Annotated in this window: 27 protein-coding genes, 3 pseudogenes and 1 riboswitch; of the genes and pseudogenes, 7 read left to right on the forward strand and 23 right to left on the reverse strand. The window is 34.9% G+C overall.

The window, feature by feature from the left end; all coding sequences use genetic code 11:
- Window positions 1–23: 23 nt before the first annotated feature.
- Together ACVWY7_RS15440 and ACVWY7_RS15445 are read right to left on the reverse strand one after the other, a co-directional pair.
- Window positions 24–1,145: an AI-2E family transporter gene (locus ACVWY7_RS15440; RefSeq protein WP_000411473.1), complete on the reverse strand. Its 1,122-nt coding sequence runs from the start codon at window positions 1,143–1,145 to the stop codon at window positions 24–26.
- Window positions 1,146–1,208: 63 nt separating this feature from the next.
- Window positions 1,209–1,457 (reverse strand): GlsB/YeaQ/YmgE family stress response membrane protein, encoded by a 249-nt coding sequence (locus ACVWY7_RS15445; RefSeq protein WP_000539725.1) that lies wholly within the window; start codon window positions 1,455–1,457, stop codon window positions 1,209–1,211.
- Window positions 1,458–1,593: 136 nt separating this feature from the next.
- Here ACVWY7_RS15445 and ACVWY7_RS15450 point away from each other — a divergent pair, with 136 nt between their 5' ends.
- Window positions 1,594–2,055, forward strand: coding sequence for a GNAT family N-acetyltransferase (locus tag ACVWY7_RS15450; protein WP_000615133.1), 462 nt, complete (start codon window positions 1,594–1,596; stop codon window positions 2,053–2,055).
- 38 nt (window positions 2,056–2,093) lie between these two features.
- Window positions 2,094–2,235: riboswitch (cyclic di-AMP (ydaO/yuaA leader) on the forward strand.
- A 97-nt stretch (window positions 2,236–2,332) separates the two neighbouring features.
- On the forward strand, window positions 2,333–2,476 hold the full coding sequence (locus ACVWY7_RS15455) for a hypothetical protein (protein ID WP_000945244.1): 144 nt from the start codon (window positions 2,333–2,335) through the stop codon (window positions 2,474–2,476).
- 55 nt (window positions 2,477–2,531) lie between these two features.
- Here ACVWY7_RS15455 and ACVWY7_RS15460 read toward each other — a convergent pair whose 3' ends face one another.
- Both ACVWY7_RS15460 and ACVWY7_RS15465 read right to left on the reverse strand, forming a co-directional pair.
- The gene (locus ACVWY7_RS15460; protein WP_000679178.1) at window positions 2,532–3,287 is read right to left on the reverse strand and encodes a class I SAM-dependent methyltransferase; all 756 of its coding nucleotides are present in this window, start codon (window positions 3,285–3,287) and stop codon (window positions 2,532–2,534) included.
- Window positions 3,288–3,327: 40 nt separating this feature from the next.
- Window positions 3,328–3,870: a CGNR zinc finger domain-containing protein gene (locus tag ACVWY7_RS15465; RefSeq protein WP_001072936.1), complete on the reverse strand. Its 543-nt coding sequence runs from the start codon at window positions 3,868–3,870 to the stop codon at window positions 3,328–3,330.
- A 112-nt stretch (window positions 3,871–3,982) separates the two neighbouring features.
- On the opposite strand from ACVWY7_RS15465, the gene ACVWY7_RS15470 reads away from it, so the two are divergent.
- A complete protein-coding gene (locus ACVWY7_RS15470) occupies window positions 3,983–5,164 on the forward strand; it encodes an MDR family MFS transporter (RefSeq protein ID WP_456523857.1) in 1,182 nt (393 codons plus the stop codon).
- A 56-nt stretch (window positions 5,165–5,220) separates the two neighbouring features.
- On the opposite strand, the gene ACVWY7_RS15475 is transcribed toward ACVWY7_RS15470, so the two are convergent.
- A complete protein-coding gene (locus tag ACVWY7_RS15475; protein ID WP_001024450.1) occupies window positions 5,221–6,135 on the reverse strand; it encodes a tetratricopeptide repeat protein in 915 nt (304 codons plus the stop codon).
- A gap of 267 nt (window positions 6,136–6,402) precedes the next feature.
- Between ACVWY7_RS15475 and ACVWY7_RS15480 the strand changes: the two genes are divergently transcribed.
- Both ACVWY7_RS15480 and ACVWY7_RS15485 read left to right on the forward strand, forming a co-directional pair.
- The gene (locus ACVWY7_RS15480; RefSeq protein ID WP_105989466.1) at window positions 6,403–6,798 is read left to right on the forward strand and encodes a hypothetical protein; all 396 of its coding nucleotides are present in this window, start codon (window positions 6,403–6,405) and stop codon (window positions 6,796–6,798) included.
- A gap of 76 nt (window positions 6,799–6,874) precedes the next feature.
- Window positions 6,875–7,114, forward strand: coding sequence for a DUF3923 family protein (locus tag ACVWY7_RS15485; RefSeq protein ID WP_000747678.1), 240 nt, complete (start codon window positions 6,875–6,877; stop codon window positions 7,112–7,114).
- Between the two features lie 97 nt (window positions 7,115–7,211).
- Here the strand turns inward: ACVWY7_RS15485 and ACVWY7_RS15490 are convergent, their stop codons facing one another.
- The 4 genes from ACVWY7_RS15490 to ACVWY7_RS15505 all read right to left on the reverse strand — a co-directional run bounded on the left by ACVWY7_RS15490 (window position 7,212) and on the right by ACVWY7_RS15505 (window position 10,280).
- Complete coding sequence (locus ACVWY7_RS15490; protein ID WP_000938438.1) at window positions 7,212–7,760, reverse strand: DUF2179 domain-containing protein; 549 nt, start codon at window positions 7,758–7,760, stop codon at window positions 7,212–7,214.
- A gap of 198 nt (window positions 7,761–7,958) precedes the next feature.
- Window positions 7,959–8,372, reverse strand: coding sequence for an ATP synthase subunit I (locus tag ACVWY7_RS15495; RefSeq protein ID WP_000613586.1), 414 nt, complete (start codon window positions 8,370–8,372; stop codon window positions 7,959–7,961).
- A 52-nt stretch (window positions 8,373–8,424) separates the two neighbouring features.
- Window positions 8,425–9,753, reverse strand: coding sequence for a hemolysin family protein (locus ACVWY7_RS15500; RefSeq protein WP_000402274.1), 1,329 nt, complete (start codon window positions 9,751–9,753; stop codon window positions 8,425–8,427).
- Window positions 9,754–9,872: 119 nt separating this feature from the next.
- A complete protein-coding gene (locus ACVWY7_RS15505; RefSeq protein WP_000285640.1) occupies window positions 9,873–10,280 on the reverse strand; it encodes a MerR family transcriptional regulator in 408 nt (135 codons plus the stop codon).
- A gap of 447 nt (window positions 10,281–10,727) precedes the next feature.
- Between ACVWY7_RS15505 and ACVWY7_RS15510 the strand changes: the two genes are divergently transcribed.
- Window positions 10,728–11,612, forward strand: a complete 885-nt coding sequence (locus tag ACVWY7_RS15510) for a DMT family transporter (protein WP_000814726.1) — start codon at window positions 10,728–10,730, stop codon at window positions 11,610–11,612.
- Between the two features lie 45 nt (window positions 11,613–11,657).
- Here ACVWY7_RS15510 and ACVWY7_RS15515 read toward each other — a convergent pair whose 3' ends face one another.
- On the reverse strand, window positions 11,658–12,479 hold the full coding sequence (locus ACVWY7_RS15515) for a pentapeptide repeat-containing protein (protein WP_000181481.1): 822 nt from the start codon (window positions 12,477–12,479) through the stop codon (window positions 11,658–11,660).
- A 195-nt stretch (window positions 12,480–12,674) separates the two neighbouring features.
- Here ACVWY7_RS15515 and ACVWY7_RS15520 point away from each other — a divergent pair, with 195 nt between their 5' ends.
- Complete coding sequence (locus ACVWY7_RS15520; RefSeq protein ID WP_001207874.1) at window positions 12,675–12,851, forward strand: DUF1272 domain-containing protein; 177 nt, start codon at window positions 12,675–12,677, stop codon at window positions 12,849–12,851.
- A 178-nt stretch (window positions 12,852–13,029) separates the two neighbouring features.
- Here ACVWY7_RS15520 and ACVWY7_RS15525 read toward each other — a convergent pair whose 3' ends face one another.
- The 13 genes and pseudogenes from ACVWY7_RS15525 to ACVWY7_RS15585 form a co-directional block, all read right to left on the reverse strand.
- A complete protein-coding gene (locus tag ACVWY7_RS15525) occupies window positions 13,030–14,094 on the reverse strand; it encodes a lactonase family protein (RefSeq protein ID WP_000782229.1) in 1,065 nt (354 codons plus the stop codon).
- A 120-nt stretch (window positions 14,095–14,214) separates the two neighbouring features.
- Window positions 14,215–15,066, reverse strand: coding sequence for an FGGY family carbohydrate kinase (locus ACVWY7_RS15530; protein ID WP_033682274.1), 852 nt, complete (start codon window positions 15,064–15,066; stop codon window positions 14,215–14,217).
- A gap of 73 nt (window positions 15,067–15,139) precedes the next feature.
- Window positions 15,140–15,784 (reverse strand): GntT/GntP/DsdX family permease, encoded by a 645-nt coding sequence (locus ACVWY7_RS15535; RefSeq protein WP_001057606.1) that lies wholly within the window; start codon window positions 15,782–15,784, stop codon window positions 15,140–15,142.
- Between the two features lie 389 nt (window positions 15,785–16,173).
- Window positions 16,174–16,842 carry a fructose-6-phosphate aldolase gene (fsa, locus tag ACVWY7_RS15540; RefSeq protein WP_000667676.1) on the reverse strand — a complete coding sequence of 223 codons (669 nt, stop codon included), beginning with the start codon at window positions 16,840–16,842 and terminating at the stop codon, window positions 16,174–16,176.
- Window positions 16,843–16,893: 51 nt separating this feature from the next.
- The gene (gnd, locus tag ACVWY7_RS15545) at window positions 16,894–17,787 is read right to left on the reverse strand and encodes a phosphogluconate dehydrogenase (NAD(+)-dependent, decarboxylating) (RefSeq protein ID WP_001195907.1); all 894 of its coding nucleotides are present in this window, start codon (window positions 17,785–17,787) and stop codon (window positions 16,894–16,896) included.
- A 104-nt stretch (window positions 17,788–17,891) separates the two neighbouring features.
- Complete coding sequence (gene tkt / locus ACVWY7_RS15550; protein ID WP_000193032.1) at window positions 17,892–19,886, reverse strand: transketolase; 1,995 nt, start codon at window positions 19,884–19,886, stop codon at window positions 17,892–17,894.
- Between the two features lie 39 nt (window positions 19,887–19,925).
- Window positions 19,926–21,410, reverse strand: a complete 1,485-nt coding sequence (zwf, locus tag ACVWY7_RS15555) for a glucose-6-phosphate dehydrogenase (protein WP_000445370.1) — start codon at window positions 21,408–21,410, stop codon at window positions 19,926–19,928.
- A gap of 350 nt (window positions 21,411–21,760) precedes the next feature.
- A pseudogene (locus ACVWY7_RS15560) lies at window positions 21,761–21,913 on the reverse strand (glucose-6-phosphate dehydrogenase); the annotation flags it as partial.
- A gap of 121 nt (window positions 21,914–22,034) precedes the next feature.
- Window positions 22,035–22,139 (reverse strand): annotated as a pseudogene (locus ACVWY7_RS15565) (LLM class flavin-dependent oxidoreductase); the annotation flags it as partial.
- Window positions 22,140–22,310: 171 nt separating this feature from the next.
- Window positions 22,311–22,910 carry a nitroreductase family protein gene (locus ACVWY7_RS15570; protein WP_000180268.1) on the reverse strand — a complete coding sequence of 200 codons (600 nt, stop codon included), beginning with the start codon at window positions 22,908–22,910 and terminating at the stop codon, window positions 22,311–22,313.
- 476 nt (window positions 22,911–23,386) lie between these two features.
- A complete protein-coding gene (locus tag ACVWY7_RS15575; protein WP_139242336.1) occupies window positions 23,387–23,896 on the reverse strand; it encodes a heme-degrading domain-containing protein in 510 nt (169 codons plus the stop codon).
- A 242-nt stretch (window positions 23,897–24,138) separates the two neighbouring features.
- Window positions 24,139–24,590 (reverse strand): annotated as a pseudogene (locus tag ACVWY7_RS15580) (STAS/SEC14 domain-containing protein).
- 141 nt (window positions 24,591–24,731) lie between these two features.
- Window positions 24,732–26,051: an aromatic amino acid transport family protein gene (locus tag ACVWY7_RS15585; RefSeq protein WP_001014172.1), complete on the reverse strand. Its 1,320-nt coding sequence runs from the start codon at window positions 26,049–26,051 to the stop codon at window positions 24,732–24,734.
- Window positions 26,052–26,605 lie beyond the last annotated feature (554 nt).

Consider the following 26,605-nt stretch of genomic DNA (forward strand, 5'->3'; position numbering starts at 1 on the left):
TAATACTGTTTTAGCTCTTTTTCCTACGTATTTAACTTAACAAATCGATAACCATGCGTAACTAACACTTTTAATATCGCATATCCTGGAATTGCTAAAATAATGCCCATAATTCCAAATAAATTTCCGGCAGTTAAAATAATAAAAATGATTGTAATTGGGTGAATATCTAGCTTTTTCCCCATGACTTGCGGAGAAATAAATTTACCTTCTGCTAATTGTACTACCATCATTACGATAATTACCTTTAAAACCATCCCTGGCGAATCAATAAATGCGATAATTAACGCTGGTGTAATTGCGATAATTGGTCCTACGTACGGAACGATATTTACAATCATCGCTAAAATAGCGAGTAGTACCGCATATTTAATACCGATAATAAGGTAACCAATTAATAGCATAATACCGATAAATAAGCTAACGATAATTTGTCCTCTAATATACGAACTAATCGCATAATGCATCTCATCTAGTATTCTCATTGCCGCTGGTTGTCTTTGTTCTGAAATAAACTTTAAGAAATGATTCGGTAATTGCTCACCATCTTTTAAAAGATAGAACAATATAAACGGAACCATTACAAACGTTAAAACGACCTCTGTTACAGTGCTTAAAAATCCAGTTACATTACCAGTTACTGATGATAACGACTTCGTAAAATCAACTGTGTAGTCTTTTACCATACTCGCTACATCAATATTTAAATTCTCCTGAATTTTCCCTAGTAAATTACTTTCCCCAAATCTACGTGCTGCTCGTTCAATTTCATGACCGAAATACGGTAAGTTATCTATTAATGCATCAATTTGATCTTTAATAATTGGAATAACCGTTAAAACTAAAAACACAAATAATCCAATTACGATTAAGTATATCGAAGCTATCGATACGATTCTTGAAACACCTTTCTTTTCTAAAAGCGAAACGAATGGATGCAAAATGTAAAATAGTACGCCCGCTAATAATACCGGGAAGAAAATTGTTTTTAAAAAGACGATAAACGGTGTAAAAACAAATGATATTTTTGTTAGTAGTAAAATATTAATGAACAATAGTGCAAACCCAAGTAACACTGCTAAATAATTGTGTTCTCTAAAAAACTTTTTCAGCTTATCTCTTTTTCTTATATTTATTTTCTCCAACGAAACCACCTCTTCGAATGATGAAAAGCCCTTATTCAGGGCTTTTCATCATAATCTATATATCTATTTCTTTGCAGCTTTCACTACAAATGATACAATAAAAATTAACACGATTGCTCCTAATAATGCTGGCACGACATGAATCCCACCAAATGATGGCCCAAAGGATCCAAATAACTTACCACCTAACGAAGCACCTAATAAACCTGCAATTATATTGCCGAACATACCACCTGGAAAATTTTTACCCGTTATAGAACTAGCAATTGCACCTATAATAGCACCAACTATTAATGTGATAATCCATCCCATCTTTAGTCCTCCATTTCTATTATAGTGTAATTCTTTTTCATACTAAATGATTATGTAGCTATTATAATTATTATATCCAAAAAAGAAAAATGTTGTCAAATCTATGAAAAGAAAGTCTAAAAGGAGGTTTTACCCTATGATTCAAAAATTAGTAACAACTTCTCACAGAACCGCTACTTCTATTTTAAACATTCAAATACCCGCTTATAAAATCGAGGCAAAATATATAAATAGTACAGCTATCCCTCGACTTTATGATACTATAGCCGATATTCAATCATGTGATGAAATTTTCTACGGCTATTTTTATGAAGATACACTTGCTGGTTTTATTTCTTTTAAAATAGATGAAGAAGAAGTGGATATTCATCGTTTAGTCGTATCCCCTAATCATTTCCATAAAGGAATTGCGACGAAGCTATTACTATATATATTTGACATGTTCTCCTCTTCGAAAACATATATTGTACAAACAGGGAAAGAAAATATACCTGCTTTGTCTTTATATAAAAAACATGGCTTTATCGAAGTACAAAATATCGTATTGCCTGATGGTGTGATTTTAACCTCGCTAAAAAAGACAGAAAACAATAAATAGTTTGACTAACCTGATTATTTATGTTATCTTTTACTCTATAAAACCTTTTGCTGAGTCCAAATTTTGGAGCGGGGGAACCACTTTTGTAGCTATGCTACTTGGGGCGAATCTTTTTTAAGTAGGGAACTCTCACTTCCCGAGTCCGACAGCTAACCTCGTAAGCGTAATGGGAGAGGAAGGTGCTTTTTGCCTATGCTACACATTTTGCCTCCTTAGTTATAAATATGGGATCGATACCAAATAGTCACCTATATTTATAGAAAAGGGGATATGTATTATGTTACGTTTATCTGATCACGCAATCAAAATGATGGAGCAAAGACTCCGACTCGAGCAACATCGCACATATCAAGCAAATAAAATTGTAGATAACTTACATCACAAATACTTCTTTCAACATATTTTTCAACCGAAAAGATAAGTACTAACCTTTAATAAAATACAGCGTACACTGAAAAAAGCGTACGCTGTATTTTTCATTTTCTTGCCTTAATAATAAAAGTAGTCGGCACCATCCTAGCTTTATGTAACGAATAATATTTCGTAGACGGCTCAGCTAGTTCTTCATCAAACGAGCTCGATGGTTCAGGCTCTTCAATCCTCTCAATTGTAAAACCAACTCTATTTAACTCATTTATGTATGTACTCATTTTTCGTTTATATAATGTCGCTTGTACATCCTCCCCTTTAAATGTTTCAAACATAATAGGAGTTTCTTCATGATAAGACGAGCTGAAAGCAATCTCCTCTGTTCCATACATTAAGTTTGAATATACGGGATGCTCCCAACTAAAAATAAAGCTTCCTCCTGGCTTTACATAAGAATAAATTAATTCCAACGTTTTTCTTAAATCTGAAGTCCAACCTAATGCATAGATAGAGTATACTATGTCAAAATACCCTTTCGGAATACCCCTTTCCTCTTCCATTGCTCCACATATTAACTTTGGATTCCATGACTGTAACGTTTCATGTGCCGTTTCAATTTGTGTGCTCGAAAGATCAAGTCCCCACAATTCTTCTGCACCATGTTCCGCCATATATTGCAACGAATGCCCACTTCCACATCCAATATCAAGAACCTTTTTATTTCTGATTAAATCGAACAAATGAATCTCATCTTCAGACGCTGTATACGGGCCATATTTCGGTAAACAGTCCACTTGAAAGAAATAAGGTGCAACTGTATCCCAACACTTTTTATTTAAAGCTAACATTTGTGTACCTTTCATATTCTACATTCCCCCATCCATTTTCTTCCCCTACTATTAATTACACATTATAACCCGTTCTTCCTTTTCTCTTCGCTCGATAATTTTTCACTTTTGCAATTGTACCGCACGCTCTTCCTCCTTCTTCTCCAGCATACATACCGCACCATCTTTTGCTTCCATTTCGCGAATGGTCGTAAAATACCCAGCGACAATCTGGACATGCTTTTAACCTTCCCCACAAACTTTCTTGAATCGAGATAAACACAATGCTTAATATTTTTGTATACACATTCTCTTCGTATACTGGTTCATATATAATACCTTTCATATCTTCCTTTATATGTACATGAAATGGGTATTTCTCTAACCATTTTTGCAACGATCCTTCTCCTTCAATTGTCATCCGAATATCTTCTCGAAAACTTTTTAATTCTTCTATCGTATGAAATGGAAGCTCTTCATGAAAATATTCTTTCATAAAGAGCTTTATATCCTCTTCTGTTTGCAGCAAATCAATTGGCTCTCTCGTATCGTTTGGTATTCTCCATGTATTTAAAAACTCTCGAATATACTCTAATTCATTTGGTGCATTTTGATTCAATTTCATCCACCTTCTTCTTAAAATTTACTTTTTTCTGACTTTATGTATAATTATAATATAAAATAGTTAACCATCAAATAATTTTACTGGTTACAATATTAGGAGGATTTCTATGAAAAGTTTCTCAACACCGATACGTTTCATGCTTATTTCTTCATTTTTTATGTCTTTTGGGTATTTTGCAGTATACGCATTTTTAGCTATTTATCTATTAACCTTTCTCCATTTTTCAGCTTTTCAAGTAGGAACAGTGTTGACGGTTATGATAATTACATCACGAGTTATCCCTTTATTTTCAGGATTAATTGCTGACAAAATAGGCTATATCATTATGATTATAGCCGGATTATTTTTAAGAGGAATCGGATTTATCGCTTTGGGAATATGTTCTGATTTCTATACAATTTCTATTTCTTCTGCACTTATTGGCTTCGGAACTGCATTTTACGAACCTGCTGCTCGCGCTATATTTGGATCACAACCAGCTCATACAAGAAAAAATTTATTTACATATTTAAACCTTAGCTTTAATTGTGGTGCAATAATCGGACCAATTGCAGGAGGGTTCTTACTCTTACTCGATCCACTCTATGCTTTCTCTCTAACAGGATCTCTTATGCTGATATTTGCTTTAATCTTTTACTTACTTAAAAACCACTTCCAAGTCACTACTGAAAACACGTCTATTACATTAGGAATACAGGCCATCTTACAAAACAAGTCTTTCCTTCTGTTTTCATTTATCATGATTTTCTTCTATATTATGTTTACACAGCTTACCGTCGCACTTCCACTTCATATGAAAAACATTAGTAATAGCAATCAACTTGCTACATTAGTCATTACGATAAATGCAATAACAGGCGTCATATTTATGGTGTTATTTCGAAAACCCTTTCTCAAATACAACACCCTTTCCTTTATTAAATACGGTGTTTTATTAATGAGTATTTCCTTTTTACTCATTCCTTTATTTCAACACCCATATTGGCTATTTATTTGTGTAATTTTCTTTACAATCGGTGAAACACTCGTATTACCTAACGCTGATATCGCCACTGCAAATTACAGTAATGAATCATATACAGCTACTTACTTCGGATTTTATCAACTATCACTCGCATTTGGTTTTATCATCGGTAACTATATCGGTACATGGTTTACATCAAATTTAAACCAAATGTATACACCATGGCTTATTTTTGGCGGAATAGGGCTTACTGGTTTTATTTCACTACATATTTTGAATATAAAAAAAGTGGACTCTAAAGAGGATAGATATATACCTATGTAATACAAGCGACCTATAACGAAAAAGATTCGACCATCATATTTGACAGTCGAATCTTTTTATTGTTCATATTCAAGATGATTATGTCTTTTACAACCAAATAAATAGCACCCCCCTATATAATCCGTTTCAAATTCTAAGTCTGGAACATATCCAGATTTAATACGTCCTATTATTGTTTTATAGTAATTATTCTCTTTTGTATATTCCTCAATTAACTCTTTCTTATCGTTCTCTGTCCAATTTTCTTCTACTTCTTCATTCTCGACATCTTCTATTTCTGCTGTTTTTGCTTCGATAGATTCCTGTATAACTTCATGTATACGCGAGGAATTATTCACTTTATATAGAGCATAAACAAATCTACCAATCCAATTGGGACTTTTCCAACATTCTTTGTATCCCTTTTCGAACCATTCAATTGCTTCTTTATAGCAATTCAACTCAACATATAAATCTGCTACCATCATTTCTCCTAAAAAATTATCAGATTTCCTGTTAAAAGCATCTAACTTCTCTTTCGCTTCTGTCGTTCGCCCTAAATCAATTAAACATTTTACATAGCTATACATGATATAATCCGAATCCCCTGCAACTCGCAAGAAAAATTCCGAAGCTTCTTCCAGCTCTCCAAGATTATAATGAGCTACAGCTACATTGTGATATGCTTCATCGGATGGTTGAATCGAAATAGATTTTTGGAATGCTTCTTTCGCTTCTTCCCACTTTTTTTGTTTCATGTAAATGTCCCCTAAGATGTTATAAGGAAAGTATGAAGAAGGGTTCAACTTAACAACTTCTCCTATTAATTCAAGAGCTTTCTCATCATTCTCTTCCTCGTAAAAGTACATCCAAGCAAGATTATTGAGAGATTGTACGTCTCTAGATTCATGTACTGCTCGGTGAAACAGTTCCATTGCTTCCTCATATTTATTTTGTTCAAACATTTCAATTGCCTTCTCATTAATGTTCAAATAACTACCTCCGAAGTGAATGAATTCATCTATTTCCTATCATTATTGTAAAATGTAAAAATTGTAATTTCCATAAAAAATTCTTTCTCCTGTCTACATTCCGATTAAAAATACACGAATTTACAACAATCAGTAAATTTTTCAGTCTCCGGTAAATTGAATATACAGCCTGCTATAATTTACATATTATGGTACAATAAAAAACAGTACTAACTAAATATTTTCGCCCCACACTAGTAATCTAGCAATACCAACATCAAAAATCACATGGAATTGAGGGATGTTATGAAACAGAAATTAGCTGTTCTTCTATTCACCGGAATCATTTTATCAGGATGTTCAACTATAGCAGAAAATTCTTTAGAAACTGGAAACGGTAGTATGGAATTATTAACACCAACGATTACAACAAAAGATAATGAATTAGAAATTAAGACTGAAGGTATTGATGAAAATAAAGTGACTTTTATTTATGTTGCGAATAAAAAAGTATTGGAACAAAAGCTAAAGAATGATGAATCCTACAAGCTTAACATTAAAGATATTGAACACGCTCATAGGACGGACTACAAACCAAAAGTTCAACTTTTACAAACGAAAGATGATAATGATGATGGAGAAATAGTTACCTTCAAACAAGTTAGATATACGGTTAAAAACTAATTTTAAAGTTGTTTCATTATAAATGTAACGAACGAAAATATACTTTTAACAGTGGATAAATGTAAGGGGTGCTAACATGAAAAAACGATGGATTTCTTGGTGGATTGGTAACATATTTTGGATTATCGTTTTTGGAATATGGGCAGCTATTATTTGGCTACGAGATGTTGATGGTGCCGGTGTCATTCAAACACCCGAAATTAAATCCATATCACTTATCGTTATATTAATCGCGTTTATCATACCGGTATTTTTTCAAGTTATATGGCTAATCATTAATTTGAGGATGAGTAGAAAAAATAATTATACGATTTAGTTTTTCAATTAACAATAAAAAAGAGAGGAATCTATTTTGATGTAGATTCCTCTCTTTTACATATGGGAGCTTTTAAAAATACACTACTCTCTTTTCTTTACGATGCATGTTCATCTTTCTTTTTCATTAATGCTCTTTTCTTCATCGCCTTCGTTAAATATCCACCTTTAAATGAGCGGATTTCATAAGAAGACATGAACGCTTTCGGTGCAATTTCATTAATAATTTCTAACAGTTCTTTTTCTCTAGAACGCTTTGCAACGATATCTAATCGATAACGTATAGAATTAATACCTTCGCCTTCAAATACAGTAACGCCAAATCCAGAGTGACGTAATTCATCTACTAATTCATTACAACGGTCTAGTAAACTAACTTGATACGTAATATAACCAATTGCTAATTTATTCTCTATATAACCGCCTAATAACAGTCCCGCACTAAAGCCAATGACATAGGCAACGATGTTCATCCAATTTGATAAATCTTGAAACACAATACCTAAACTGACAATGTAAATAGCTCCTTCTAACAATCCTACGCCAGCAGCGGATCTTGTTTGATTCTTTACAAGCAAAATCGTACGAATTGTTAAAATGGGAACGTAAATAATTTGAAGCACAAAAATAAGTAGCGCTTGTAACATTGATATCCACCTCTTTCAAAAAGTCTTTTGTCATGATAACATACATAACCTTAAGAAATCGATGGGTTTTTTAATTTTTTTTTATTATTTTTCATGCTATTGAAAAACGTAAAAAAGAAGCGTATTATATTTGTCGTTAATTTAATTACTTGTATCATATCGCTAAACTAAAAAAGGAACCCCATTAGGTCCCTTTCATCATCGCTCTATGTTTTTCGAAGCATGTTCCCTTTGCTTCTCTTCTTCTTTCACTAACTGCATATTTGCATAAGCTAAATTCGCAATCATTAAAAAGTGACCACCTAAAATGCCTGTACCAAACGCCCACATTTCCATTTCATGCTCAATTTCATACATGATGATAGCTCCTAAAATGGCAGCTGCAAATCGGTTTAAAACTCCTAATCCTGGAGCCTTTTCCTTCATTACAATACTTTTCCCAAGTTTCTCCACTCTACGAGCTAATAACCAAAGGCAATATGCACTTACAGCTAATCCGATCCCAAACCCTGTTACTTGTTTTCCAAACGGAGTAATCGTCCACATAAGTAGTAAACCACTAAAGATCACATACAATTGTAATCGATATACACGTAAGGCTGCTTGAATCAAAATATCCGCTCCTAATTTCTCATTTTTTATACTTTAGAAGAAAAGCAGCAACTTACACAGTTGCTGCTTTTTCTTCTTCTTGTTCCTCTTCCATCTTACGAATTTCAACACGTTTAATTTGGTAAGCATCTTTTTCTAACACTTTAAATTCATAACCTTCCGCCTCAACGTGTTGTCCTTCTTCGATTTCATGATTTTGCATCATAATCCATCCACCGATTGTATCCACATCATCTTCTTCAATGTGTAATCCAAATAAATCTTTCACTTCTGAGATAAGCACTTTTCCATCAACAATGATATGTTGCTCGTTCACATGTTGGATTGGTGGTGCTTCATCCTCATCATATTCATCACGAATTTCGCCGACGATTTCCTCCAAGATGTCCTCAAGCGTTACAATTCCAGCTGTTCCTCCGTACTCATCATATAAAACAGCCATCGGAATTCGCTTCTTCTGCATTTGAAGTAATAAATCGTGAATTGGAGTCGTTTCCATCACTTCAATAATCGGACGCATATACGAGCGAATGGATGATAAATCTTTTTGATCCTCGGTCATATATCGAATAAAGAAATCTTTTACGTTGACCATACCGATAATATCATCTTTATCTTCCCCAAAAATCGGATAACGTGTGTATCGCTCATTTTGGATTACTTTCATGTGTTCTTCTACTGAATCTTCCAGGTAGAAACCAACGATTTCTGTTCGCGGTACCATAATCTCTTTTGCAATACGATTATCAAATTCAAAAATGTTATTTACATACTTGTATTCAGCTTGATTAATTTCGCCACTTTCATAGCTATCTGAAAGAATAAGGCGTAACTCTTCCTCTGTATGAGCTACTTCATGTTCAGAAGCCGGTTTTAAACCGAATAAACCAGTTATCACACGAGCTGAACCATTTAATACCCAAATAAATGGATACATCACTTTATAGAACATCATTAGTGGAGCTGCAAATAATAATGTTACTTTTTCAGCCTTTTGAATTGCCATCGTTTTAGGAGCTAATTCCCCTACTACAACGTGTAAATACGTCATTAACATAAAAGCAAGACCAAATGTTAATACTGATGAAATAGAAGGGTTTAAGTTCCATTTCTCAAATAACGGGTGTAATAACTTTTCAATTGTCGGTTCACCTAACCAACCTAATCCCATAGCTGTAACTGTAATACCTAATTGACAAGCAGATAAATATTCATCTAAATTTGTTGTTACCTTTTTCGCTGCTAAAGCACCGCGTTTTCCTTCTGCAACAAGCTGATCAATACGACTTGAACGTACTTTTACAATCGCAAACTCAGCTGCTACGAAAAATCCAGTAAATGCGATTAAAATCGCAACCATGACTAAATTAAATATTTCCAATGAATCCCCTTAGTTAAAAAACTAAGGTGTCCACCTCCTGTATACTATAATGTTTTCTTATTTCTTTCTTAGAAAACATAGCCCGATACAAAAATTAAAGAGGTCGGATTTCACTTGTTCTATAATAATAGAGCAAGTGTCTGTATTAAAGCTGTCGTTTGACCTGATAAAGATTTCGATATTTTTTCACGTTGTGAATCAGTCAATCCATCTAAAAGCGGCTTTAATTCCGTTAGCTCTACTTCTAATCGATGAATATGGTCTGTCACTTCATTCACTTGTTTCGAAACGTGTTCATTGATACCGAGCAGCTTCTTCTTCTCCTCGATTTTCTCTTTAATCTCACAAAGCGGCATATGCATTTCTTTGCACTTCTCAATAAATTGTAATGTCTCAAATGCTGTTTCGTCGTAATAGCGATAATTAGATTGAGATCGCTCCGCTTTTAAGATACCTAGATTCGTATAATAATCAATCGTTCGTTTCGACACGTGAGCCATGAGAGCCAACTGTCCGATTCGATACACCTTCCCAACGATCTTCCCCCCTTGTTTATATTACTAACATCATACAATACATAAACTGTACAGTCAAACGTGACAGTTTATTGTTCATAATTTACACAAAATTACATATGTTTTCTTTCGCTTACAAACTATTATTTTAACTAACTGAATAAATAGATTAATAATTTTATAATGCGACGTGCTAACGAAATATATTCATGAAATCACATGCTCTCCCATTTTCTAAAAATCAACTCTGCACAATAAAATTCCTACTAAACTGAAAATTGAGTTATAATATCATTATAAAATATGAAGGAGGAATGCACGCATGTACTACAACACTTCATTCGAAAATGATCAACCTGTAGGCCGTCTATAAACTAAGACGGGCAATCATATAACACGTGTACCATGCCTCGTCTTAGGGAACCCATAATACCCTAAAAATAGACGGAGGTACTTCAAATGAAACAAACAATTTTAGGAGCTATATGTTTATCACTAGCAGCAAGTATATGGGGCGGTATGTATGTTGTTAGCAAATATGTACTCGACTTTATCCCACCACTAACACTCGTTTGGCTACGCTTTATCATTGCTTTTGTTGTTTTATATGGCATTTTGAAAATAGCTGAGAAAAAACAAAAGAAAAAAGTAACCATTCACAAACAAGATTGGCTCCTATTCGCTTGGATTGGATTTATCGGATATTTCATTTCGATCACTTGTCAATTTATCGGAACAAAATTATCCGACGCCCATACAGGCTCTTTAGTAACATCAGCTACACCTGCATTTATCGTTATATTTGCAGCGATCATTTTAAAAGAAAAACTAACCGCTCGTAGACTTTTATCTACTATCATAGCGACAATCGGTGTCATTATCGTAATCGGATGGGATATTGAAATTGGCTCCTATTTTATCGGTACAATCATATTAGTTGGGGCAGCTATTACGTGGGCTTTACTATCTATTTATGTAAAAATTGCTTCAGCCAAATTTTCATCTTTAGTGATTACAACGTACGCTATATTCTTTTCACTCTTTTTTATTACACCTTTTATGGTATGGGAATTCCAATCAACCCCAATTGAACATATGAATATGTACGTACTATTAGGCGTACTTTATTTAGGAATCGTCTCAACAGCAGGTGCCTTTTTCCTTTGGAATAAAGGATTAGAATTAATGGACGCAAGCATCGGCTCGTTATTTTTCTTCTTCCAGCCTATCGTCGGATCGTTGCTTGGTTGGTTACTCTTAAACGAGACATTGAGTAGTAACTTTTTTATTGGTGGTATTCTTATTATATGTAGCGTTTTAATTACTACTTTTGAAAAGAAATAAAAAGCAGGCAGAGATTCTTAATCTCTGCCTGTTCGTATACACTCTTTACGCACTCCAATGCGACGGACGGGACAATAATTTCGGTAATTTCGTATGTTTGTCCCCTCTTGCCGCATTAACTTGAACTTGCGTCAGAAAAATACTATTTGTAAAATCCGCCCCACGAATATCTGCATCTCGTAAATCTGCTCCAATGAGATCCGCCCCTCGTAAGTCTGCTCCATTTAAGTTTGCCGCAATTAAATATGCTCCTCTTAAATTCGCCCCTTGTAAATTTTTCTTTTTCAAATTTGCTCCCATAAGATCTGCTCCGCGGTGAATGATTCGTTTTTTACGCGCAGTATTCATTTCTTTCCATACTAGTTCGCTCGTTTCTAAAAGAAGAATGTTCACTTCCGCTCTGTGTAATGGAACATTTATTTTCATTAACTCATCTGGATTTAAATTCGAAAGTCGCTCTGTCTCCTCAATTGCGGTCTTCAGCTCTTTATGAATTGGCTGTGTTGCCTTTAAAAGAATCGCCTCATTCAAATACCAAAGCATTTCATGCAACTGATGCATAACCGGAAAAGCATCATACATTTTTCTCGCATGCTTAGCCTCTTTCCGCCAATCAATCCCGTTAAACGTAACTTGAGAAATTTTCTGTCCAGCGCCAAAACATTCAAATACTGTACAGCCTTTATAACCTTTTCCTCTAAGGTTTTTATGTATACTGCATTTAAAATCTGATTGTAAATTGGAACATGGTTTACCACCATCTTTATTCACTGCAAAATCTACCGATGCTGCAAACGGTAATGCAACGCAACATAGACCGAAGCATTTTTCGCAGTTTGCTTTTAAATATTCGCTATGATTAGTCAAAATGTATACCCCCTGTTGTCTTTTGACTATTTCATAATATTCTAACTGCACAAAATAATCAATTTAAAAATAAACAAGCATCTTTCATTTCAAATCACAACTTTATCATTCGATTTCCTTTCAATTGAAAAGGACTAACTCTACCCAATGAATTATAATTAAATTATAAAAATTCAAACAAAAAGGAGAATTACTATGGCACTACAAATGAAAACAAACTGTCAAATTTGCGATCAATCGCTAGAACAAGATTCTGAAGCATACATTTGCGTATATGAATGTACATTTTGTGCACCATGTACAGAAGAAAGACACAACGTTTGTCCAAACTGCGGCGGCGAGTTAGTACGTAGACCTAAGAAAAAACAGTAAAAAGCAAAGCGATATCGCTTTGCTTTTTTTAGGCATATGAAATTATATCAACGATTTTTCAAATATATCGAACACAACTTCAATTATATCAACGATTATTTTAATATATCGACGTTTCGACAAAGGATATCGACTTACCGACAAATAACGACACTGCTATATGAAATGAAAACTTAAGTTAAACGTTCAAAAACTTCACACAAACAGGCTCTGGCACAGCAACATCAGATTGTAAAAGTGTTAACTTACCTGTAGATTCACTTCTTGAAAATAGCACAAGATTATGTGATTTTTCATTTGTAGCAACAAGAAACTTTTCAGTAGGATCTAATACAAAGTCTCTTGGCCAATTTCCTTCTGTAGATGTATGTGCAACAAATGTAAGCTGACCTGAATTTTCATCCACGCTGAAAACAGTAATACTATTATGACCACGATTACCTGCATATACAAAACGGCCGTCAGAAGAAATATGAATTGCACTTCCTTGATTATTTTCATCAAACTCTTCTGGAACAGTAGAAATATACTGTAATTCTGTAAATGATCCTTCTGCCGGATTATATGTTAACACAATAACCTCTGAACTAAGCTCCGTCATCACATACGCATACTTTCCATTTGGATGAAAAGTAATATGTCTCGGACCGCTCCCTGGATTTACAGATAAACGATTCACTTCTGTTAATCTACTATCTTTTATTTCATACGTAATTATTTTATCTATCCCTAAATCAACACCCACTACATATTTTTCATCAGGAGTATGTCCCGCATAATGTGCATGTGGTTTTTCTTGTCTTTCTTTATTTGGACCTGAACCTTCATGCGCCATAATCGATGTGGCAGGATTTATAGTTCCATCTTCATTTACTTCAAAAGATTCAATCGTTCCTTTATGGTAATTTGCTGTAACTACTGTATGATTTCCACTATCAACGCTCACATGACAAGGAGAAGCCCCTTCTACTACTTGTCTGTTTTCTTCCGTTAGCTCTCCAGTTTTACTATTAATCGAATAAGCAGCTACACCACCAGATTCGCCTTCCTTAACAACAGAGTAGAGATATTCATTCTTTCGATTAATCGTTACATATGTAGGGTTATCTAGCTTAGCCGCAAGTGTTACATTACTAATTTTCTTTGCTTCCGTGTCTAACGTAAACTTATATATTCCTTCACTATTTTCTTTCGTGTATGTTCCAACATATCCAATAAACTCTTTATTATCCTTCATTTTCATAACCCTCTCTCCCTATATTTTTCGTTCATCATACTTCTTAACATATTTTATGTTGAAAGAGTATCCCAAAAAATTGGAGTACCTCTTTATACGTTACCATATTTTCTTGCAAAATAGCCTTTAAACCCACTTTTTTTGATAATCTGCTATACTTTCATATTCTTCTTCCAATTGACGGGACAGACGAATATAGATTGGTGTTAAATCTTTATATTTTTCCACACTTTCCATGTTTGGTTCATGGTAGAAATTCGCACCTACCATTTCAGAAACTACATGTAACGTATCTACTTCACCTAAACTATATAAGCCGAGTATGGCAGCTCCTAAGCAAGAGCTTTCGAAACTTTCGGGAACATATACGTCTTGGTGAAAAATATCCGCCATCATCTGTCTCCAAAGTTCCGATCTTGCAAAACCGCCTGTCGCTTGAATTTTTTTCGGTTCACCAATGAGTTCTTTTAAAGCAAGGAGAACGGTATATAAGTTATAAAAAACATACTCTTTAATAGAAATAAATTTATAAGTTTTTGCGAACAATTCTGCCTGCTCATTTTGTAGCCAAACTAATTTCGAAAGTGGTGACATCGGATGAATTGGTGTCCCAGTCCGTAAATAAATTTCATGACCATTCATATCATTCTTTATTTTCTCTGCCCAGCTTGCACTTCTATTATCTGCCCAAGTAATACATCTCGTTAACGGCTTTCCCTTCTCATCTACAGCAATGATACTATGCATTGCCGAACTAAAAGAAACACAAAGAATATCATGCGGCTGTACACTACTTGTCTGTACAGTTTCTTTAATCGTATGTATTACTGCACGAAAAATTTCTTCTGGGTCTTGTTCTGCTGTTTCCGGCGTAGGAGAATATAAAGGATATTCAATTCCATGACTTGCAATAACAGATCCATCTGTAGAAAATAGAACTGATTTTGTACTAGTTGTCCCAATGTCTACACCAATCATATATTTTGAACTCACCGTTTCTTCCTCCTAACAAAAAATTACTACAGTATCCCACCATAAAAACATCCTTATTTTAAATAAACATATCGAGTAGTAAAACTCCTCCAAAAGCGATAAATGAAAGTAATGTTTCTAATACTGTCCATGTTTTAAATGTTTCTTTCACTGTTAAACCTAGGTATTCTTTTACCATCCAGAACCCAGCATCGTTTACGTGTGAAAACATTAATGCTCCTGCACCTGTTGCAATGACGAGCAACTCTAAATTCACACCTGTCGTATTTTCAATGATTGGTGAAACGATGCCTGCTGCTGTTGTTAAAGCGACTGTCGCTGACCCTGTCGCAATTCGAATTAATCCAGCTACCATAAATGCTAATACAATTGGAGATAGCGCTAAATGCTCAGACATTTGAGCAATAGCATTGCCTACACCACTATCGATAAGAATTTGCTTAAATCCGCCACCAGCACCTGACTCTGCCATCATTTTCCCTAAAATTGTACCTAATACTAAAATACCTACTAAATGCCCAAGAACACTTCCGACTCCCGTTTCATAAGCACTCACTATTTTATCCATTGGCATTCCAGACATAATAGCTAAAAACAAACTTGCAATCGTTAAACTAATAAACGCATGCCATCTCCACCACGATACCCCTAAAATAACAATTACAATTGATAATAATGTAATCATTAAAAGGTACATATTCATACGCAGTTCCACCCCTTTATGTAAACCCTTTCAAAAATGCTATACAATGAAAAGAACCTATATAGTTCTTTTTTGAGTGAAAATTTATATATCGATATACAACTCATCTTCACAACATAATAATTTATATAAAAAGAATCTCCCTTACCAGAGATACATGTTACCTACTCTCTCTGATAAGGAGATTTCTCTTTCATAATTGTAATGTTATTGTGATAAACGCTACGCGTAAGCAAATTTTCCTTCTTCAAAAGTGAATGACACTTTCTTCTCTTGCTATTTTCACATAGTAAGACTCCAAACTCGGGATCCAAGTTAAACGATGAAGTTACCTAGGAATCTTTCCTCTCATGAAAAGCAATTTTCGGAAAGCCTCTTACTTTTATACATTATAATTTAGGTGCTTTCGCCCAATCCGCAGCGAACTTTTCAATACCTTGATCTGTTAATGGATGCATAGCAAGTTGTTCAATTACTTTATAAGGAATTGTTGCAATGTGAGCACCTGCCATCGCTACACGAGTTACATGATCTGGATGTCTAACAGACGCCGCAATAATTTGTGTATCTAATTGATGAACATCGAATAATTCAGCAATTTTAGCAACTAATAATACACCATCTTCAGAAATATCATCTAAACGTCCTAAAAATGGAGAAACATACGTTGCACCTGCTCGAGCAGCTAAAAGTGCTTGGTTCACCGTGAAAATAAGTGTAACGTTCGTTTTCACACCTTTTTCAGTAAGGTAGCGACAAGCTTCTAATCCTGCTAACGTCATCGGAAGTTTAATTGTAACTTTTTCATCGCCGCCGTTAATCTTAATCAGTTCCTCTGCTTGAGCAATCATCTCTTCAGCTGTAACAGCATCTGGCGTTACTTCTGCCGAAACAGATTCAACTTTAGGAACTGCCTGACAAATTTCTGCAATACGGTCTTCAAATTTAATGCCCTCTTTTGCTACTAAAGAAGGATTCGTTGTAACACCAGCTAAAACTCCAAGTTTATATGCTTTTTTTATGTCCTCAAGATTTGCAGTATCAATAAAAAACTTCATGATTTATTCCCTCCATTTTTTAAACGTCAATGAGTTAAATTTTTAAGATATTTATTTCTTTTCTACTGCATGTCCGCCAAATTCATTGCGCAGAGCAGCTACTACTTTTCCTGTAAATGTATCATTGTCTAATGAGCGGTAGCGCATTAATAGAGACATTGCGATAACAGGAGTTGCTGTTTGAAGATCTAATGCCGTTTCTACTGTCCATTTTCCTTCACCAGAAGAATGCATAACACCCTTAATTTCATCCAGTTTTGCATCTTTAGAAAATGCATTTTCTGTTAATTCCATTAACCATGAACGGATTACTGAACCGTTGTTCCATACTCTTGATACTTTTTCATAATCGTAGTCAAATTCACTTTTCTCTAGAATCTCAAATCCTTCACCAATAGCAGCCATCATACCGTATTCAATTCCGTTGTGAACCATTTTTAAGAAGTGACCACTACCAGCTTTTCCAGCATATAAGTATCCATTTTCTACAGCAGTATCGCGGAAGATAGGTTCAACGACGTCCCAAGCTTCTTGATCTCCTCCGATCATATAACAAGCACCATTACGAGCGCCTTCCATTCCGCCAGAAGTTCCTGCATCCATAAAGTGAATACCATCTTTCTTTAGTTGCTCATATCGGCGAATAGACTCTTTATAATGTGAATTACCCGCTTCAATTAAAATATCTCCTTTTGATAAAAGTGGTGTAACCTCATCGATAACAGAATCTACAACAGCGTGTGGTACCATAACCCAAAGAACTCTTGGTGATTGTAATGACTGAACAAGTTCATTTAAACTAGATGCACCTGTTGCCCCGTACTCTTTCATTTCTTCCACTGCACTTGCATTCAAATCAAATGCTGCTACTTCATGTTTATGATCGATTAAATTTTTCCCTAAGTTTAATCCCATTTTACCTAAGCCAATTAATCCTACTTGCATAATATAATTCCTCCTCAAATCATCTTTTATTACAAATTCATATCACTACAATCTGGAATACCTTGCAGCACTGATATGTACGGAAAGGTATTCACAGTCATAGCTTAAGAATCCAATACATTTTTAGTAATTTGAACAACATTTTCTGTCGTAAATCCAAATAGATTCATGACTTCAGCCCCAGTTCCTGAAGCTCCAAATGTTTCAATCGATAATATGTTTCCTTCTTGTCCTACATAACGTTCCCAACCGAGAGATACGCCCATCTCAAGAGATACTCGTTTCGTTACAGAAGACGGAAGAACGGATTCCTTATATTCTTTCGATTGGTGATCGAATAACTCCCAGCTTGGCATTGCAACGATACGAACAGAGACATTGTCTTCTTCTAGTTTCGCTTTTGCACTAGCAGCTAAGGATACTTCAGAACCTGTCGCAATTAAAATTACATCCGGATTTTCATTCGTTTGTGTTAACACGTAAGCCCCTTTAGAAAGATTCTCTATGTTTGCTTTCGTTTCATGAAACACCGGTAAATTTTGACGGCTAAGTACTAAAACGACTGGACCATCCGTTTGCTGTAAAGCATACGCCCACGCACTTGCTGTTTCATTTGCATCTGACGGACGGATAACTGTTAAACCAGGAATTGCCCGAAGAGCTGCTAAATGTTCAATAGGTTCATGCGTTGGACCATCTTCTCCTACAGCAATTGAATCATGTGTAAATACGTACGTAACAGGTAACTTTTGCAATGCAGCCAGTCGAATAGATGGACGAAGATAGTCATTAAATACAAAGAATGTACTCACAAACGGTTTTACTCCTCCATGAAGAGCCAGTCCATTCGCTGCTGCGCCCATTGCATGTTCACGTACACCGAAGTATATATTTCGGCCAGCATACGATTCTACCGCATACACTGCTTCACCTTTTATATCTGTCATCGTAGAATGAGAAAGATCTGCACTTCCACCGAAAATAGAAGGAATCGATTTCACATAATGATTAATAGCTTCCCCACTTGCAACACGAGTTGAAATCGTTTTTTCAGTATCGAAGGATAAAATGTCTTTCGCTTCGATTAAAACTTCACCTGTAATTGCTTTTTCTAATTCATCTGCTAGTGCAGGATTTGACTCTCTGTATAAGTTGAACTGCTCATTCCAGCCACGTTCTTTTTCAATACCTTTTTGTTTCAGTTCATTAAAATGAACTGTTACTTCTTCAGGTACAAAGAAGTCTTCTTCATAATGCCAACCATACACTTGTTTTGTCGCTGTCGCTTCTTCTACTCCAAGCGGGTTACCATGTGCTTTGTTCGTTCCAGCAACTTTTGGACTTCCGTAACCTATAACGGTTCTAATCTCTATAAGAGTAGGCTGGTCCGTATTATCTTTCGCTAATTGAATCGCTTTTGTAATCGCATCAACATCGTTTCCATCTTCAACTCTTACATATTGCCAATGTGCAGATTCTACCCTTTTCTGCATATCTTCAGAGAAAGCAATGTTTAATTCACCATCAAGTGAAATTTCATTTGAATCATACAGCACAATTAACTTGCCAAGTTTCATATGTCCTGCCATTGACATCGCTTCATAAGCGACACCTTCCATTAAATCACCGTCTCCGACTAAAGCGTACGTATTGTGATCTATAATAGAGTGACCATCCTTATTAAACTTCGCTGCTAAATGCGCTTCTGCCATTGCCATTCCGACAGCATTGGCAATCCCTTGTCCTAACGGGCCTGTCGTCGCTTCAACTCCAGAAGTATGACCAAACTCAGGATGTCCTGGTGTTTTACTATTTAACTTTCTGAAGTTTTTCAAGTCATCAATTGAAACGTCATATCCAGCTAAATGAAGTAGGCTATATAATAAGCTAGATCCATGTCCCGCCGATAAAACGAAGCGATCACGGTTAAACCATTTTGGATGATTAGGATTATGATTTAAATGATTCGCCCATAATGCATAAGCCATTGGCGCTGCTCCCATCGGAAGACCTGGATGACCTGAATTTGCCGCATTAATAGCATCAATTGATAACGTACGAATTGTATTCACTGCTAATTGATTTATGTTTTGTGTCATAGTAATCGTCCCCCTACATGCTTTCATGAAAGAAAGTACTTATTTTTTCGTTTCTTGATCTAACCACCATTTAAATCCACTTTCTTGCAATAATTCATTAGATGCCTCTGGACCATATGAACCAGACTCATATTCATGAAGTGGTAATAAGTTTTCCTCGAATGCTTCAAGAATTGGTTGTACCCATTCCCATGACAATTCAACTTCTCTCCAATGTGCAAAGAATGTAGCGTCTCCACTCACAGCATCATGAATGAGTCTTTCATACGCTTCAGGTACTCCCACATCCGCTTGCTCACAAGTAAAGTTAATACGTATCGGTTCAATTTCTCCATTTTTCAATGGATTTTTACTATTTAACTGTAATGAAACGTTCTCACCTGGGCTAATTTCAATTATTAACAAGTTAGGTGCTGCATTTGGATTACTATCTTGATATTGCTGTTTTAACGTATTTTTAAATTCGATTACAATACGAGTAGACTTTTCTTTCATTCGTTTACCTGTTCGTATATAAAAGGGAACGCCAGTCCAAAATGGATTATCGATCCACAAGCGAGCAGCAACAAATGTGTCTATATTAGAAGAAGGATTTACTCCTGGCTCCTCTTTATATGCTACAACTTGTCCGCCATTTATCTCACCTGCACTATATTGTCCGCGAATGATATGGTTTTGAACGTCTTCTTTTTTCACTTTACGAAGCGCCTCCATTACCTTTCGCTTTTCCTCTCGAATTTCACATGCATTAACCTTTTCCGGCAAATTCATAGCAGTCATCATTAATATTTGTAACATATGATTTTGAACCATATCTCGAATGGCTCCTGCCTGATCATAATATCCTGCCCTTTCTTCAACCCCAACTGTTTCACTCGCTGTGATTTGTACATTCGCTATATGTTCTTTATTCCAAATCGATTGTAAAACAGGATTTGCAAACTCTAGTGCTTCAAGGTTTTGAATCATCGGCTTACCTAAATAATGATCAATACGGTATATCTCGTCTTCTTCAAACGTGCGACTAAGCTTATCATTCAGCTCACGAGCAGATGTAAGGTCGTGCCCGAACGGTTTCTCAATCATTAGGCGTTTCCATCCATCCGTTTTATCAAGTCCGCTTTCCTTAATATTTAAAGCGATTGTCTCAAAAAATTCAGGAGCAACAGAAAGATAGAACATTCTATTCCCTTTTATATGTAGTTCTTCTTCCCTTTCACGAACGACTTGTAATAATCTCTCATAGTCTTCCGGCTTACTCACATCTAATGGACAATAGCGAAAATTATCTAAAAAACCTTCGAGTTCTGGAGTACCTTCTTCTCTATGACGAGAAAACGTCTCAATTGATTCTTTTATTCTTTTTTGAAAATCTACATGAGATACTTCACGTCTCCCAAGCCCGATAACGGATATTTGCTTTGGAAGCTTTTGATCACTATATAAGTTATATAGTGCGGGATAAATTTTGCGTTTCGCTAAGTCCCCTGTCGCTCCAAATAAAACAAAGGTCATTGATTCCAATTTCAGTCCCCCTCTTGTTGTATAATCCTGGTCAATATATTAAAAATGAATTGTACAGAAGCTCATGTTTTTATAAAAAACAAAGAGTTATCAAATTCCAATTCTTTTTATACCTTTCGCTTTCTAATTGTCCCCAATATTAATAGTGGCAATTCAAAGCGTTTCTACCACGACTTACTTATTTATAATACTTTACGAAATAATATATATTAGATTACTTTTAGTAATTAAATAATCTTATGTCTAGTATATTAACCACATAAATTATTATCGTCAATAAAAATGTCTTAAATTACATACTATTTATTTCGTAATACTTTTCTAAGTTTATCCTTAGTTACCACTCATTTTCAAAGATAATGATCGATATAAAAAATATCAGTTTCATCAAAATCTTCAATTAATTTTCCGTTAAACTCGTGAGCAGACGTTACATGATGACCAAAAGGCTTCTCTATAATAAGACGGTTCAATCCTTTTGTAGCCCACAATCCACGGGATTTACAACAGTTGCATATACTTCAATCAGTACATCATTGTTTCCTAATAGAGGTGTTTTTGTTTCGATTTCTTGTAGTACACTTTTATTGCATAAGTCCTATCGCTTTCATTCTTTCCACTCCTTTACAATGCAGGGAAATGAGGAAGTACTTCTTCCCCTAGCTCATCTAACACTTCGTCAGCTGGGCGTTGACCATCAAATAGAGCAAGGAATAAATGATTCATGCTGTTTAGCTTATTAAGCTTAATGCGTAGATTAATCGTACAAATTTAAACAAGGCGACCAAAAATGATCGCCTTGTTCTTTTTAAAAATATAATAGTATTTTTCCGATTTCATCAATAGCATAGCCTTATCTCGAAAAAGAGCAAATAACTCTACTATAGCTGCACCGTATTATTACTTATAAAATTTCACACGCTCTTCAAGCGGTTGGAATTCTTTTTCTCCTGGTGCAGCCGTTGGATTACCAAATGGCATTTGTGCAATGAGTTTCCAATTAGCAGGAACATTCCATTCTTGTTTTACCTCATCATCAATTAATGGATTATAATGTTGTAAAGAAGCCCCTAATCCCTCTGCTTCTAATCCTGTCCACACAACTAATTGGTGCATACCTGATGCTTGGTGTGACCAAATTGGGAAGTTTTCAGCATATGCAGCAAATTTTTCTTGAAGCGATTTAACGATAGACTCATCTTCAAAGAATAGTACTGTTCCATAACCAGCTTTAAAGGAATCCATTTTTTGTTGCGTTCCTGAAAAATCTCCATCTCCAACTACTTTTCTTAATGTTTCAGTTGTAATATCCCATAATTTATTATGAGCTTCACTAAATAATACAACTACTCGCGCAGTTTGTGAATTGAAAGCGGATGGAGTATATTTCACAGCAAACTCCACGATTTCTTTAATTTTTTCATCTGATACTTGTACCTCTTTATTAATCCCATAGTAAGTACGTCTTTCTTTCAGTGCCGTATAGAAATCATTTGTCATAATTCATTTCCTCCTAGGTTTTAATATTCTTCAAAATGATACATCTCGAAGATAATATGCGTTTAAATGAGTTCATTTTTGAATCATTGAACTTCACATGCCAGGCATTCTGAATCTAAACACACCGCTTCCTTCAGTCGCCCTAAAAAACCTTATAACATCATTAATAAAATCTAGTGATCATTCCATACTATTTTACCCATTCTCTATTCATGTATCCTGCGTGTTTCATATTTACACAAATATGAAATGTAGCTACTTTGCCCCAAAAATTCCCTCTTAATTTTGGACACCTTCAATTACAGAAATTTCGCAGACTTGAAAAAGACGATGTAATCCAAAGAACAGTGCACAATTCAAATACCACCTAGAATAGAATCCTCTTAGCTGATTACAAAGAAGTATAATAAAAAGGCAAAAACGAACATATTTCTGTTCGTTTTTGCCTTTTTATTTAACCATTCAAATTCCTTTCACTATTGGTTCAAATGATTTTTAACTGCTCTTATTACCAATTCGTGATCTTCTTCTGGCGGCAATCCTGAAACTGTTATCATTCCAATAACTCCTACGTTTTTTACTCTGATAGGAAAGCACCCACCAAACGCAGCATATTCCGAAGTATTTAAAAGATATTTTTCATTATATGAAATTCCAGTTATTTCACTTTGTATCTGCATATAATACGAGCTACGATCATGCAGAGAAACAACTCGTTTTTTACGCTCAATCCACTTCGTATTTTCCTCATTTGTCCCTGTCATCTTGAAATGAAATAATTGCACACCGTTTTTCGTTATATCAACAGCAATCACTTTTCCCTCTTGCTTTGCTGTTTCAACGATAAATAAACCTAGTTGCAGTGCATCTTCATTCGTAAAAGAGGAAAATTGAAGTGTTTCCTCTTCTTTTAAAATTTGTTTACTTATTTCATTCAAATTTGAAACGCTCATATCTTTATCCCCCTTAATCACTTTATGCCACATTCATATTTTTAAATTTATGTGACTCTATCGTACGACCTTTCAATATTACTAATAGCGTAAAGCGTATTCTCTTCTTCTTGGTGCTAATATGAATTATATTTAACGCATTAAAAATGTATGTCCTTTAGTACGAAACATTTCATATAGAAGTGTTCTACTTCCTTAATTCCGAGTGCAGAGACAACGAAAGCATTACATACATAAAAAAACCAGTTGATTGAGCAACTGGTTCGCTAAAAGTGTCATATGGGATATTCATTCAACCAAACTACTGCTTGTTCATAATCATCAAAAAATTTTACACATTCTTTTGTATTGGATTGTTGTAAATAATTCAGTATCTCCCCTTCTTCAAGGAGAAAGGCAATTGCCTTACTGTGATTCAAAATCGTTTCATTGAAAAATTTATCTTTCCATGCTTTTTGAACAGAAAAATGATCTGGCGTATATCCTTTTCTATCCACTAACAATTTGTATTTCCGTCCCTCGGAAATGAATTGCTGACATACCTGCTCGAAGTCATTAAACCATTCATAAACATCATCTGTTTTAATCTTGCCAATAAGACGGGTAACAATTATATCTCCTGAAACTGTTGTACTTATATTCGGCTTATTCAACTTGGAATCATCTCCCTTTGTTACAATTATGCGTAAAAATCTCATAAAATCAATAAGATAAAAATATTACGCAATAAAGCAACCTTTTGTACAAAAAGAGCCTATGTGAAAGATGACCTTTTATCACTCATTTAAAAAGGGACAAACTCTCCAAACGGAGAAGCCTGTCCCAAAATCGTTCTATTTTATTTTGTACTAGAACTAACAATCGTGAATTAGAATAATGACTTAATACTTGCTAAAACAGTAAGCACACCTACAATAATAACAAATACGTTACTTATTTTCCCTTTGTATTTAGCTAGTACTGGTACTTTTTGAATCGCATACATCGGTAATAGACATAAGATAGCAGCAACTAATGGACCGCTTAGAGAATCAATAAGTCCAAGAATACTTGGATTTGTATAAGCAACAAACCAGCATGATAATACAACAAAAGTAAGGACGATTGTCTTAATTGTTTTTTCTTCAATTACTTTTCCACGTGATTTACCGAACTTAATAATCATGTCACGCATTACTTCAAACGCTCCGATATAATGGCCAAGGAAAGACTTTGTAATAGCCACAAAAGCAATGATTGGAGCGGCAATCGTAATTACAGGTGAATTAAGCTCATTAGCAAGATAAGAAAGAATTGATAAGTTTTGTTCTTTTGCCATTTTTATATCATCTGGAGTCAAGCTTAGCGCGCTACTCCAAACGAAGAACATAACAACAGCGAATGTCATAATATAACAAACTTTTTGTATTTGCGCACATTTAGCATCAGTAGCATCGATTCCATACGTAGCTCTTTGCTTCACAACAAATGATGAAATCATAGGTGAATGATTAAATGAGAATACGATAATTGGTAAAATCATCAATATCGTTCCAAAATAGCCTGTTCCTGTTGAAGCAGTTGAAACACTTGAAAAATTAAGCATTGACGTATTCCACTGTGGAATTAAAGATATTGCGATAAACAGTAGAGAAGCTATGAAAGGATACACTAGCATACTCATTACCTTTACAGTAATATCTTGACCAAAGTTTAGTATAGCGATAAGACCAAGAACTAATACAAGTGATAAAATAGCCCTTGGAGGTTCTGGCATGTTCAATTGATGCACGATAAAACTACTTGCAGTATTTGTAAGCGCAACCGAATACATTAGTACGATTGTATAAATTGAACCGAAATATACGATGTTAAAAATGATACTCGCTTTATTTCCGAAATACTCTCTAATTGTACCTGTGATCCCCTCATCAGCAGAATTAGAAGCGTATATCATTTTCGCAAGTGCCCTATGTGAGTAATACATAACTGGATATGCAAGCAATGTAATTAGTAGTAATGATAATAAACCACCTGAACCTGCATTAATCGGTAAAAAGAGCACCCCTGCTCCAATTGCAGTTCCAAATAGACTGAGTGCCCATGTAGTATCCTGCTTATGCCACTTTTTCGGATCTGCATATTGCTCATTTTTTAGTGCGGTATTTTCAGCTTGAACTTCTATTTTCTTTGCAGTATTCCCGTTCATATAATAACTCCCCCTTGTATCCTATTCTTACGTCTCTCTTTATAGCTAACGAATATCTTTCTTTTTGGAAAATGAATTCCTTACAAGTTGCCCCACTTTGCATGTCCTTCATCATAATGAATCCAAATTGAAACATTCGCTAGTTAGCGTCCTAATATAATTGTTAGCGTTCACAAAAAAGTTTACTCGTAATATTCGCTCTTTATATAAAGACCCCTTAAGAGAACAATATAGAATAGACTTCATAAATACGTTGCAACATTTCTAATAACAGTGTATTACTTTAATGGTTTCTCTTTTTTTACTTTTAACAGTAATTTTAGCTAAACCGGCCTCTCTTCATTTATGAGGCATTTCTTTCTCAATTCTATACATCACTTTAATAACTTCGGCAGCATTTATGGTATTGATTACACAAGCCACTGAAGCACTTTACATACCTTTCGCCTCTAATCACACACCTTTCTTACTAATAATCGCATTTTTTATATTTTCTCCAGAGATAATAAAATTTCTCTCGACGCCCTCATTATAACGTGTATATTTATAAAATT

The sequence above is a fragment of the Bacillus sp. TE9106W genome (assembly GCF_054062215.1).